Annotated in this window: 11 protein-coding genes; 9 read left to right on the top strand and 2 right to left on the bottom strand. The window is 67.7% G+C overall.

The window, feature by feature from the left end; all coding sequences use genetic code 11:
• The first annotated feature begins 36 nt into the window (after positions 1-36).
• On the top strand, positions 37-174 hold the full coding sequence (locus U9979_RS08345; RefSeq protein WP_322778913.1) for a hypothetical protein: 138 nt from the start codon (positions 37-39) through the stop codon (positions 172-174).
• Between the two features lie 83 nt (positions 175-257).
• Here U9979_RS08345 and U9979_RS08340 read toward each other — a convergent pair whose 3' ends face one another.
• Entirely contained in the window at positions 258-959 is a 702-nt protein-coding gene (locus U9979_RS08340; protein WP_416210136.1) for a response regulator, read from the bottom strand.
• 479 nt (positions 960-1,438) lie between these two features.
• On the opposite strand from U9979_RS08340, the gene U9979_RS08335 reads away from it, so the two are divergent.
• Positions 1,439-3,007: an aldehyde dehydrogenase family protein gene (locus U9979_RS08335; RefSeq protein ID WP_322778912.1), complete on the top strand. Its 1,569-nt coding sequence runs from the start codon at positions 1,439-1,441 to the stop codon at positions 3,005-3,007.
• Here the strand turns inward: U9979_RS08335 and U9979_RS08330 are convergent.
• The gene (locus tag U9979_RS08330; protein ID WP_416219729.1) at positions 2,983-3,846 is read right to left on the bottom strand and encodes a polysaccharide deacetylase family protein; all 864 of its coding nucleotides are present in this window, start codon (positions 3,844-3,846) and stop codon (positions 2,983-2,985) included. The two genes, U9979_RS08335 and U9979_RS08330, sit on opposite strands and share 25 nt — an antisense overlap.
• A gap of 327 nt (positions 3,847-4,173) precedes the next feature.
• On the opposite strand from U9979_RS08330, the gene thiO reads away from it, so the two are divergent.
• The 7 genes from thiO (at position 4,174) to U9979_RS08295 (ending at position 12,658) form a co-directional block, all read left to right on the top strand.
• Complete coding sequence (gene thiO, locus U9979_RS08325) at positions 4,174-5,364, top strand: glycine oxidase ThiO (protein ID WP_322778911.1); 1,191 nt, start codon at positions 4,174-4,176, stop codon at positions 5,362-5,364.
• Positions 5,365-5,376: 12 nt separating this feature from the next.
• Positions 5,377-5,577 (top strand): sulfur carrier protein ThiS, encoded by a 201-nt coding sequence (gene thiS / locus U9979_RS08320; protein ID WP_322750248.1) that lies wholly within the window; start codon positions 5,377-5,379, stop codon positions 5,575-5,577.
• A 1-nt stretch (position 5,578) separates the two neighbouring features.
• Positions 5,579-6,352 (top strand): thiazole synthase, encoded by a 774-nt coding sequence (locus tag U9979_RS08315; protein ID WP_322778910.1) that lies wholly within the window; start codon positions 5,579-5,581, stop codon positions 6,350-6,352.
• 569 nt (positions 6,353-6,921) lie between these two features.
• On the top strand, positions 6,922-8,952 hold the full coding sequence (locus U9979_RS08310; RefSeq protein WP_322778909.1) for a hydantoinase/oxoprolinase family protein: 2,031 nt from the start codon (positions 6,922-6,924) through the stop codon (positions 8,950-8,952).
• A 36-nt stretch (positions 8,953-8,988) separates the two neighbouring features.
• Positions 8,989-11,031, top strand: coding sequence for a hydantoinase B/oxoprolinase family protein (locus tag U9979_RS08305; protein WP_322778908.1), 2,043 nt, complete (start codon positions 8,989-8,991; stop codon positions 11,029-11,031).
• Between the two features lie 241 nt (positions 11,032-11,272).
• Positions 11,273-11,659 (top strand): hypothetical protein, encoded by a 387-nt coding sequence (locus tag U9979_RS08300; protein ID WP_322750253.1) that lies wholly within the window; start codon positions 11,273-11,275, stop codon positions 11,657-11,659.
• Positions 11,660-11,821: 162 nt separating this feature from the next.
• Positions 11,822-12,658 (top strand): hypothetical protein, encoded by an 837-nt coding sequence (locus U9979_RS08295; protein WP_322750254.1) that lies wholly within the window; start codon positions 11,822-11,824, stop codon positions 12,656-12,658.
• Positions 12,659-12,661: the final 3 nt, after the last annotated feature.

Genomic DNA, 12,661 nt, shown 5'->3' with positions numbered 1-12,661 from the left:
GGCGTCGGACTATGACCGGGTAGATCGGGACTGGGCATGACCCTCTCGAAGATCGACACGATGGGACTCGACACGATGGGACTCGACACGTCGAAACCCGACGCGGCGCGGGTGGCCACCGACCCTCCGCGACCGGACGCCGCTGACAACCGACACCCTGACAAGGTCCGCTGACCCACGCAACATGGCCTGACACATGTCCCCCAAAAATGCCCGCGCCACTGCGTGACCCGGTCCACCGGCCGGTGCGGGGGGGATCAGTCGATCTCGAAGAGGCCCTGGCGCACGGCGTACATGACCGCCTCCATACGCGAATGAAGCTGCAGCTTGTCCAGAATATTACGGACATGATTCTTCACTGTGTTCTCACTGATGAACAGTTTGCGCGCGATTTCCCGGTTCGCTCGACCCCCCGCGACCAGCTTGAGGACCTCCAGTTCGCGGGCGGTGAGGTGCGGCGCGGGTACCCGGCTCGGCCGGTCGTCCGATCCGCGCGCCAGGGTGGCGAACTCGACCATCAGCTTCGACGCCATCGAGGGGCTGATCAGGCTCAGTCCGTTGTGCACGGCACGGACTGCACCCGCAACCTCGTGCGGAGGTATCGATTTTAGGAGATAACCGACCGCACCGGCCTTTATCGCTTCGAACAGGTCGGACTCGTCATCACTGACCGTCAACATCACAATCTTCGCGGTCGGCACTTCCCGCTTGATGGCGCCCGCCGCATCAATACCGTCGCGGTGCGGCATCCGGACGTCCATCAGGACGATGTCCGGAGTGGTTCCCGTTGCGATCACGACAGCCTGCCGGCCGTCGGCGGCGCGACCGACGACCGTGATGTCCTCTTCAAGATCGAGAACGGTCTCCAACCCCTGCAGAAACAGCTCGTGATCGTCAACAACGAGCACCCGGATGGGTTCGGGCTGAGGCGCCACCGGCGGCAGGACGCTGACCATCAGAGATCGGAACTACCAGGCACGGGAGGTTCGACGACGACCTGCCACTGGACGGACGAGATGCGATCGACCCATGTGCCCACTCTATGTGACGGTGGTCCTACGTAGAGCCGAGTCTTCCTGCCGGTGCTGATCGAGTCGCGCACGGACACCGCTTCCGACATATCGGAATGGTACGCGCCGCCGCCCCATCGCACCGCCAGCGACACACTATGATCTTACCCGCGAACGTGGTGATTCATCAACCCCGAACCGGACGTATCGTGCGCGCCGCAGCGGGTGGGCCAACGGGGTCCGATCCCGGGGCTCCCGCACCCGCGCCCACCATGGAGCTACGCTAAGTAACATTGTGCGTGTCCAGCTCGCGTCCCCTCGGACCCGAACCATCGCGGGGCAGGACTCTGGATCATCGCCCGCATCGACCAACATTCATCAGACACGCCCTAGTGGCGCCTGGAGCCGATCAAAGGCAACCTGACCCCATGGTCGCATCCTCACTCAGCACACCCCGGCTGCATCTCAAACCCGGCACCGCATGGTCGGACGCCTACACCCGGTGCACGCAGGTCGCCCCCGAGGCGTTCGCCGACGATCGGCTGCGCAATCTGTGGGGCGGTCAGTGGCGCCGGACCGGTGAACCCCTGCGCAGCGTCACACCGCTCGACGGATCACCCATCACCGGACCACCCATGATCGAACCCGAGGAGGCCCGGGAGGCCATCCGCGCGACGCTGGACGACCACAAACGATGGCGGGACGTCCCGCTGGCCGACCGCAAGACGCGGGTGAGCGCCGCGCTGGACGCCATGGACAGCCATCGTGATCTGCTCGCCCTGCTGCTGGTATGGGAGATCGGCAAGCCGTGGCGGCTGGCCCGCACGGACGTCGACCGGGCCATCGACGGTGTCCGCTGGTACGTCGAGGAGATCGACGCGATGCTGGCCGGCCGCACCCCCCTACCCGGGCCGGTCAGCAACATCGCCAGCTGGAACTACCCGATGAGCGTGCTCATGCACGCGATGCTGGTCCAGGTTCTGGCCGGCAACGCGGCAATCGCGAAGACCCCGACGGACGGCGGTGCCGCCTGCCTCACGCTCGCCTGCGCCCTGGCGCGGCGCGAGGGCCTGCCGGTGGCCCTGGTTTCCGGGTCCGGCTCCCGGTTGTCGGGCGCACTGGTGCGGGCACCGGAGATCGGCGCTCTGGCCTTCGTCGGTGGACGCTCCACCGGCGGCCAGGTCGCGGCCGCGCTGGTGGACACGGGCAAGCGGCACTTCCTCGAGCAGGAAGGCCTCAACGCCTGGGGTATCTGGGAGTTCTCCCAGTGGGATCTGCTTGCCGCGCATCTGCGCAAGGGCTTCGAATACGGCAAGCAACGGTGCACCGCCTATCCCCGCTATGTGGTCCAGCGCCAGCTTTTCGATCAGTTCCTCGCCGCCTACCTGCCCGTGGTCTCCTCGGTGCGGTTCGGCCATCCGCTGGCCGTCGCGCATGACGACGATCCCCTGCCCGAGCTCGACTTCGGGCCCGTCATCACCGCGGAGAAGTCCGCCGAGCTCGCCGGCAAGATCGACGAGGCGATCGCCAAGGGCGGGGTTCCGCTGTACCGGGGAGCGATCGCAGACGGCGCATTCATCCCCGGGCAGGACACGGCCGCCTATGTACCCCCGGTGACGGTCCTCGCTCCCCCGCCGTCCTGCGCGCTGCACCATGCCGAGCCGTTCGGCCCGGTGGACACGATCGTGGTGGTCGACTCCGAAGCCGAGCTGCTGGCCGCGATGAACGCGTCCAACGGTGCGCTGGTGGCATCGCTGGCCTGTGATGACGAGGCGCTCGCCCGCCGGCTGAGCAGTGAGATCCACGCATTCAAGGTGGGCATCAACAAGCCACGTTCGCGCGGCGACCGGGCCGAACCGTTCGGCGGCCGCGGCGCGTCCTGGAAGGGTGCCTTTGTCGGGGGCGACCACCTCGTCCACGCCGTCACCGTCGGAGCGGACCCGACCGAGCGGCTGTACGGCAACTTCCCGAGCTACTCGCTGTACCCCGACGCCTGAGACCACCGGCACCCGCGCCGCGGAGCCCGGTCCGCACCGCGAGCGCGGGCCGGGCCCACCCCTTGATCCACGCCGCTGTCGCCCGGCGACCACGAAGCGTCGAGGCCGTGCTCGGCGAGTGGACCCAGCCGAAGTCCCAGATCGTGGCAGCGGGCGGCGAGTTCCGGCAACGCGCCGAGGGCGCTGCGCCACGCCTGTGGCGCGGACGTGCAGTCGCAGTCATGCAGAACGATGGTGCCGCCGCCGCGCAGATCGGGCGCGAGGGTGTCCAGGACGCTCAGCGGCGTGGCCGTTGCGGTCCAGTCCCGGCCCCAGGCGGTCCATAACACCGGCGTGAGATGCAGCCTGCTGGCGGCGAAGAGGAAACCGGCCGACAGGATGCCGTGCGGCGGCCGGGCAAACCGCGGCTCCTGGCCGGTGACGGCGGTGATCAGATCTCGGGTGCGCTTGAGCTGACGGTAGGTCGACAGTGGACCCCGCAGCAGCATCGGTCGGTGATCCCAGGCGTGGACCGCAAGCTCATGGCCGGCCTCCGCCATCCGTTGGGCAAGCTCGGGTGCCCGCTCCACCATCGTCCCGAGGACGAAGAACGTGGCCCGTATGTCCAGTTCGGTGAGCACGTCGAGGAACAAGGGGGTGGACGCCGGGTCGGGGCCGTCGTCGAAGGTCAAGGCCACGTGGTCCGGCGCGCCAACCCCGGCGAGGACGGGCACGACGCGCGTTCGCAGGTGGCGCAGGGTGGCCACCGAGGGCGCGGCATAGGCCACGGCGGCGGTGGCACCGAGCGCAGTGGTGGCCCGCAGAACCCGGGCCGACGAGGTGCTCCCGGCCGGACACACCGCCGACCTCACAATCGACCGTATCGCCGACCGGTCGGGAACCGGCGCGTACCTCATGGCGGACACCTTCCCACACGGTTCGCCCAACGTGGCGTCACCCCCGACACTACACAAAGTCAGGACAGTTTACACACAGTAAGAATGGTTGATCGGCCCTGCGGTGCCCCTAACGACGAAACTTGCATCCGGGGCCTCCGACGGTGTCGGGTGAGGTTGACCGCGGCACGGCAGGCTGCACGACGCAAAGCTGCACGACGCAACGCTGCACGACGCAACGCTGCGCGACGGAAGGCTGCGAGGGAGAAGCTGCCCGGGAGAAGGAGGCTCATGCAGGCAGGCGGGGCCGGCGCCCGGAGATCGGGTCCAGCAGCGTCCGGCGTGGACGTCATCGTGGCCGGCGCGGGCGTGATCGGTCTTGGGGTGGCGTGGCGCGCCCGGCTACGTGGACTGTCGGTGACCATCGTCGATCCCGCGCCGGGGTCGGGCGCGAGCAGGACGGCCGCGGGCATGCTGGCCCCCGTCACCGAGCTTCACTACGGTGAGCGGCCGCTCCTTGAGCTGAACACGGCTTCTGCGCTGCGTTACCCCGCCTTCGTCGACGAGCTGGAACGCAGCAGTGGTTGCGACATCGGTTACCTGCGGTGCGGGACGCTGGTGGCAGCCTGGGACGCCGCGGACATGGCCGGTCTGCGTGACATCCACGGCTTCGCGCGGTCGCTGGGTCTGGAGACCGAGCTGCTGACCCGACACCAGTTGCGCGCCAGGGTCCCGGCATCGGCGAGCGGGCTCGTCGGGGCGCTGGCGGCGCCGGGTGACCACCAGGTCGACAACCGCCTTCTGCATCACGCACTGATGCGGGCATGCGAGCGGGAGGGGGCGACCATGGTCCGGGTGGCCGCGCGGGAATGGCTGCTGCGCGGTGGTCGGGTCGTCGGGCTGCGGCTCGCCGACGGCACCGACCTGACAGCGCCGGTAGTCGTGCTGGCCGCCGGGGCGTGGTCGGCCCGGATCGGTGGGCTGCCACCGGAGGCCCTGCCCGCGGTCCGACCGGTCAAGGGCCAGACGCTGCGGCTGCGGACCGTCGGGCCACCCCTGCTTACCTGCGTGCTGCGGGGCTCGGTCCGTGGCGCCCCGGTGTACCTGGTGCCGCGCAGCGACGGCCGAGTCGTGGTCGGAGCCAGCAGCGAGGAGGTCGGATTCGACCTGAGCCCGCGTGCCGGCGCCGTGTACGAGCTTCTGCGCGACGCCCAGGCCCTCGTGCCGGGGTTGGGCGAGGCCGAGCTCGAAGAGGTGAGCACCAGCCTGCGGCCCGCCTCGCCCGACAACGCACCGCTCATCGGTCCGTCCCGGGTGCCCGGGCTCGTGCTGGCCGTCGGCCACTACCGTAACGGCGTGCTGCTCACCCCGGTGACCGCGGATGCCATCGCCGGCCTGCTCGCCGACGGTGCCATGCCCGCCGAGGTCACACCGTTCACCCCGGCCAGGTTCGAGCCCGCGGTAACCCCGACCAGGTTCTGAGGAGGATGGCGGATGACTCTCACCGTGAACGGCGAAGCCATGCAGGTACCGGCCGGCACCACCCTGCACCAGCTCATCGCGGACCTGGCCGGGGCTGGCCGGGGAACCGCCGCCGCGGTCGACGGCGTTGTGGCCCCCCGCAGTCGATGGGCGGAGCTGGAGCTACGCGCTGGTCAGCACGTGGAGATTCTCACCGCGACCCAGGGAGGTTGACATGGCCGACGACATCCTGGTCATCGCAGGCGAGGAGCTCGCTTCCCGGCTGATCATGGGTACCGGTGGGGCGCCGAGCCTGGCCGTCATGGCGGCGGCGATCGAGGCGTCCGGCACGGCCATGTGCACGGTGTCCATGCGACGGGTCGATACTGCGACACCCGGGTCGGTACTGGACATGCTCGCCGGTTGCGGTGTCCGGATACTGCCGAACACCGCCGGCTGCCGCACCGCCCACGAGGCCGTCCTGACCGCGCAGCTCGCCCGGGAGGCGCTGGAAACGGACTGGATCAAACTAGAGGTGGTCGCGGATGACTACACGCTGCTACCGGACCCGCTCGAGCTCCTCGACGCGGCCGAACGTCTGGTCGCCGACGGGTTCACCGTCCTGCCCTACACCAATGACGATCCGGTGCTCGCCCGCAGGCTCCAACAGACCGGCTGCGCCGCGGTGATGCCGCTGGGCGCGCCCATCGGCACCGGGCTGGGAATCCGCAACAGCCACAACATCGAGCTGATCGTCGCCGAGGCCGAGGTTCCCGTCGTCCTCGACGCCGGGATCGGCACCGCCTCCGACGCGGCGCTGGCCATGGAACTCGGCTGCGACGCCGTGCTGCTCGCATCCGCGGTCACCCGGTCCCAGGACCCCGCCCTCATGGCGGCGGCCATGGCAGCCGGCGTGCGGGCGGGGCGACTCGCGGCACGGGCCGGGCGCATACCCAGACGTCACCACGCGCGGGCCTCGTCGCCCACCCATGGAACCGCGGTGTTCTGACAACACGGATAACACGGATAATCCGCGAACTCGGCACCCGGACCGGACCGGCCTTCTGCCCTTGATCGACTCACCGGGTCTCGTCTACGCAACGGGGGGCGGACGGGGATGGCCTTATACAGTTATATAAGTTTGCTGAAATATATTGACAATCTCTTTTAACATCACTATCATTACATACCACATCGACGCGAAACGATCCGGATGGTACCGCTTTGCCGGGCCGCCCGGATCGTTTTCGTCCACCCGGGCGAAACCGTCGTCGACAAGAATCCCGGCATCAAAGGAACACGTCTGCCCGGCCATTGCCCGTGCAGACGTCGGCCATACTCGTCAGGAGGTCGAGAAGTGCCACAGTCCACGAGTCCACCCATACCGATACTTTCCGTAAAACGAGAAGACACCGAAGGTATCTGTCCCGAATGCGGCGAAGCCGGGTTACAGCGTTATCCGGTGCTGTCCGACGGCGGCTGGTTCGAAGTCGTGAAGTGTCGCGCGTGCCTCTGCTCGGTATCCCGCACACCCTGGTCGCGCCTTGGCACGGTCATGCGACTGGAGGACACCCTGTGATGGACAGGAAGATTGTCGGCGTCGATGTCGGCGGCACCTTCACCGACGTGGTCGCCATCCACGACGGCCAGATCAGGGTCGCCAAGGTACCGACCGACGTTCGGACGAGCGAGACCTCGGTCCTGCGCGGCGCCGCGGACATTGATGTCTCCACGGCGGACGTGTTCAACCTCGCCAGCACCGCCGGTCTCAACTCGATCATCACGAGGCGTATTCCCAAGGTCGCCTTTCTGACGACACTCGGCCACCGCGACATCCTCGACCGAGGCCGGCTGGTACGACCGTGGACGGCGCTGACCGACATGTCGTGGCGCCGCGGCATCGGCGACGCGTCCCGACCCCTGGTGCCGCGGTATCTGCGGCGCGGCATCAAGGAGCGGATCACCGCCCAGGGCGACGTCCTGATCGCTCTCGACGAGGAGCAGGCGCGCGAGGAACTGCGCGTCCTCGCGGCCTGCAACGTCGAAGGCGTCGCCATCTGCCTGATCAACTCCTACGTCGACGGGGCGCACGAGCGACGGCTGCGCGAGCTCGTCGCCGAGGAGCTCGGTGACGTGGTCTGTTCGATTTCCAGCAGTGTGTCGCCGCTGGCCAAGGAGTACGGCCGCGCGTCGACCACCGTTGTCGACGTCATCATGAAGATCAAATACACTCGATACACCGACCGGCTGACCACCGGCCTGCACGACCTCGGCTTCACCGGGACGTTCAACTACGCCGACTGCGCAGCCCGGCTGATGCCGGCCGACTACGCGATGGAGCAGCCGTACCGCCTCGTCGTCGGCGGGCCGGCCGCGGGCACGGTGTCCAGCGCCCACTTCGGCCGGCTGATCGGTGATGAGAACCTGCTCTGCGCGGACGTCGGCGGCACGTCGGTCGACATCAGCGTGGTCATCGACGGCACACCGTGGTCGAACACGACCTTCGAGCTCGAACACGACCTTGTCATCAACGCGCTCTCCACCGACATCGTGACGCTTGGCGCCGGTGGCGGCAGTATCGTCGCGGTCACCCCGACCGGCGAGATCCAGGTGGGTCCGGACAGCGCCGGTGCCGACCCGGGGCCCGCCGCCTACGGCCAGGGCGGAACCCGCCCCACCCTCACCGACGCCGGGCTGCTCATGGGAGTGCTGTCCGCGGACGGCTTCCTCGGCGGCACGATGGCCCTTCATCCCGAGCTGGCCCAGGCCGCGTTCGAAAGCCTGGACACATCCCTGTCCCTGGGACAACGGGTCGCCTTCGCGTGGAAGATGGGCCTGAACAACATCGCCGAAGGCCTGCTGAACATCGCCATCCGCAGAGGGATCGACCCGCGCGACTTCAGCCTGGTCGCGTTCGGTGCCGCGGGACCGATGCTGCTTCCGTCCCTGCTGGACCTCGTCCCGCTGCGACGGGTGATCGTTCCTCCCCATCCGGGCCTGTTCAGCGCGCTCGGCCTGGTCAGCTCCGACCAGGTGTTCTCCGACCAGCGCAGTTCGTACACGTTCCTGTCCCCTGAAACCGCGGACACCGTCGACCGGCTGTTCCGGGAGATGGAGGACGGTCTGCTGGCCCGCCAGGGCATCGACCCGAACGCGGTCCGGATCGTTCGCAGCTTTGACGGCCGGCTGTACGGCCAGAGTTGGGAAACGCCGTTCGTCGAGGTACCCGGGGGGACCATCACCTCGGACACGATCACCACGATGATCAAGACCTTCCACGACGCCTACCAACGGCGCAACAGCAACCGCTTCGAGATGTTTCCCGTCCAGGGCGTCACCTTTCGGGTACAGATGTTCGTTCCTTCCGACAAGGCCGAGTACCCCAAGGTCGAGGTCGCCTCGGACGTGGCACCGCAGGCCGACGCGACGACGACGCTGAGCCATCTGTATGGGCACGACGTCCCGGCGTCCGAATACCAGCGCACGAAACTACTGGCGGGGCATCGGATCGCGGGGCCAGCCATCATCCGCGAGCCCATGTCCACGACGTTCGTGCCAGCCGGTCACACGGCAACAGTCGGGGAATACGGCGAGCTCAGCATCGCCTGAGCCAGGCGAACCAGCTTCTTGCGAAGGATAGGGATGATGACGACCCAGACCGGAATTCGGAATGGCAACGGTGCCGCATTGCGGGACCTCGGCGACACCGAGTTCGAACAGCTGTACCAGTGTGACCGCTTCACGGCATCAGTGATCTCCAGCCGCTTCCGTTACATCATGGAACACGTCTGCAGCCAGCTCATCACCTACGCGTTCTCACCGCAGATCCGCGAGTCGACGGACATCTCCGCAGCCGTGACCGGTCCGCCCTCGCTGAACCACGCGATGCCGGCGGTGGCCCAGACGATTCCGCTGTTTTTCGGCTCCATCCCGGACGCGGTCCGCATCGCCCTCGAGGAGTACGGCCTCGACCGCATCGTGGCGGGCGACGTCATCATGGTGAACGATCCCTACCGGGTGGGAACACACCTCAACGACGTCTGTTTCATCCGGCCGGTCTTCAGTGCCGGCGAACTCGTCGGCGCGGTGACCATCCGCGCGCACATGCTCGACTGGGGCGGCCGGACCATCGGCGGCTTCGAGGTCACCAAGACCGACCTCTACGAGGACGGTCTGGTACTGCCGCCGACCCTGCTCTACAGCGCGGGAAAGCCCGTCAAGCCGACGTTCAGCCTCATTCTCGACAACACCCGTCTCGGTCCGATCGTGCTGCCCGACATCCAGACCATCCACACCTCGCTCGAGCTGGGCGCCGGCCTCCTCCTGGAAACCCTGGAGAAATACGGACTGCCGGCATATCTGGGGGGCATCCGCTATGCGTGCGACGCTGCCGCGGAAACCATGCGCAACGCACTCGAGCGGCTGCCCGACGGAATCTACGAGGGCGAAGAGCGGCTCGACAGCGATGGTCTCAGCGACGACGCGGAGCATGTCGTCCGGGTCCGCATCAACAAACGGGGGGGCCGGGCGGAGTTCGACCTCAGCGGCTCCTCGCCCGCGACGAATTCGGCCATCAACTGCTCGTGGCTGGACGCGAAAACCGCCGTGGCCATCGCGCTCAAGTACCTCATCGACCCCAAAAGCCCGTTCACCTCGGCGTCCCTGCGAGACGTCGACGTGCTGCTGCCCGCCGACAGCATTATCAACCCGTCGCCACCGCACTGCTGCATGTTCTACTGGGAACCAGTCCTGGCAATCATCAACGCGACCTTCAGCGCCATCAACGGTGTACTGGGCGAGTACGCAGTCGCGCCGGACTCATGGGGAGGTACGATTCATTTTGCCAGCGGTGTCACCACCGGCGGAACCCCGTGGTTCAGCTCGGCCGGCGCGACCGTGACCCCGGCGGGGCCATGGGGTGCCACCAGGGACGGCGATGCCGACTCAAGTCAGCTCATGATGATTCTGAATCTACTCGACGGCGGAACCGAGCAGGGCGAAGCAGACAACCCCGTCGTCGTGCTTCGGCGCGACTATGTTCCCGACACCGCCGGCGCAGGCAAGCACCGCAGCGGCTCGGCCAGCGTCACCGACAGCCTCTGGTTGACCCCGGCCGAGCACCGGATCTCCACCTTCCACGTCAAGCGGCCCCCGGGCAACGGCGGCGTGTACGGCGGCCGACCCGGGAGCCTTGCCGGTGGCTGGCTGTGGGACCCCGCGACGTCACCGCTCGCCCAGCAGCCCGCCATCCTGCCGCTGACCATGTCGAGCCCGATCTACAGCGAGGCGACACCGCTGATGGGGGTCGTCAACCCGCAGACGCACGAGCTCGACCCCGACGGTGAGTACCGCTTCCTGCTCACCCCGGTTGCGGCGTCGGCCAACACGATGATCCGTTTTGTCTGCAACGGGGCGGGTGGCTGGGGAGACGCGCTGGAACGCGATCCGCTGCGGGTCCTGCACGACGTGCGTGACGAATACGTCACGATCGAGGGTGCGGCGCGCGATTACGGTGTCGTCGTCACCGGCGACCCGATCAGGGATCCCGAAGGCCTCGCCGTTGACGAAAACGCGACCCGGGCGCTCCGCACGTCCCGCGCCACGTCCACGTCCACGTCCACGTCCACGTCCACGTCCACGTCCACGTCCACGTCCACGTCCACGTCCACGTCCACGATCGGGACATGACCACGATCGGAACATGACAGGAAGATTTCGCGAACAGGTCCCCCGACCCGGCCCGACGCTACCTTCTGGCATCCCGGCACGGTCAGAAGTTCTCTGCCTCTGGCCAACCTTCCGCCCGTCGATCATACTGCTGTGTGAACGTAATGTGTCATCGATGTGACCGGCTCGGCAGCGGGAACGGGTACCGACACCCGGCCCGAAGGTCGCCGACCGGCAGGTGGAACCACGGAGGTGGCGAATCGTGCAGTCGACAAGCCTACGGGACGAGCTTCTCGCCATAACCAGGGCGGTTGCGGAAGCACAACGTCATGTGCGATGCGTACGCCGCCACGCGCCCAGCTCACGCCTGGCCGGCCGTCTCGAGGCGGACGTGCGCCGGGTGTTGGAGGACCTCGACGACCTGGGGGCCGAAACCCTCAGCCGCAGCGAAACGAGCGGCCTGGCCGATGCCGGCACGGCGGGCACCTCCGCCTGCTCGGTGTACTCCGAAGGCAGTGAACCCGTGTTCGTGCCGGCCCGCCAGGGCGAGCCTGAGTTCCAGCCCGAATGCGACGACGAGGGGGTTGCCGGCGGGTGGCAGCGGGGTCGCTCCGTGTCGCCGCGCCGCCGGCGCCGCGTCCGGGTGTGAGCATGGGACGACGGGCCGCGCCACAGTTCGCGGCCTGTCGTCGGTCCGCCCCAGCCGACCGAAACGCAACCGGGAGAACACCACTCAAGGAGAACACGCCAGGGCCCCAGCGCCCCGAAGCTCCATGATCGCGCTGCGGCCCGGGGGGAACCAAGGAGCGCCATGCCGACGCAGACGGATGCCCGTCATCCCGACAATCGGGGTTCCACCGGAGCCACCGCGCCCAGCACCGGCGCGGCCCGAGCGAGGATCACCCAACCCAGCCTGAGACGGGACCGATGGTGGGTAGCTCCCACCATCACGGTGGCCGTGCTCACCGGCTTCGTCGTCTACGGGACGTGGGCGGCGTTCCGCAATGGCAACTACTACGCGCATCCGTACCTGTCGCCGTTCTATTCGCCCTGCCTGACCGACTCCTGCCCGACCGATGCGCTCGGCTCCGGACTGCTCGGCGATGTGCCCTGGATCTCACCCGCCATCCTGATTCTGATCTTCCCGCTCGGCTTCCGGCTCACCTGCTACTACTACCGGAAGGCGTACTACCGATCATTCTGGTGGGCACCGCCGGCCTGCGCGGTTCCCGACGCCCGGCGTAGGTACAGCGGTGAGACCCGGTTCCCGTTGCTGCTGCAGAACGTGCACCGCTACTTCCTGTACTTCGGCGCCTTGTTCGTGGGTCTGCTCACCTACGAGGCTGTCCGGGCGTTCAGCTTCGACGGCAGTTTCGGCATCGGCGTCGGCACCGGCATCCTCACGGTCAACGTGGTACTCCTCGGCCTCTACACGTTTTCCTGCCATTCGTTCCGGCATCTGTGCGGGGGCGGGCTGCGGACCCTGTCCACACACCCGGTGCGCCGGCGGCTGTGGCGGGGGGTCTCGGCGCTCAACCGGCGCCACCTCGTCTGGGCCTGGGCGAGCCTTTTGTGGATCATGGCGACCGATTTCTACATCTGGCTGGTCGCAAGTGGTCACATCCACGACTACCACTGGGTGGCGTGAGCG

This window comes from Protofrankia sp. Cas4 (assembly GCF_963555915.1).
Taxonomy (GTDB): Bacteria; Actinomycetota; Actinomycetes; order Frankiales; family Frankiaceae; genus Protofrankia.
The sequence above is the reverse complement of the archived record's forward strand: the minus strand, read 5'-3'. Positions and strand labels throughout refer to the sequence as shown.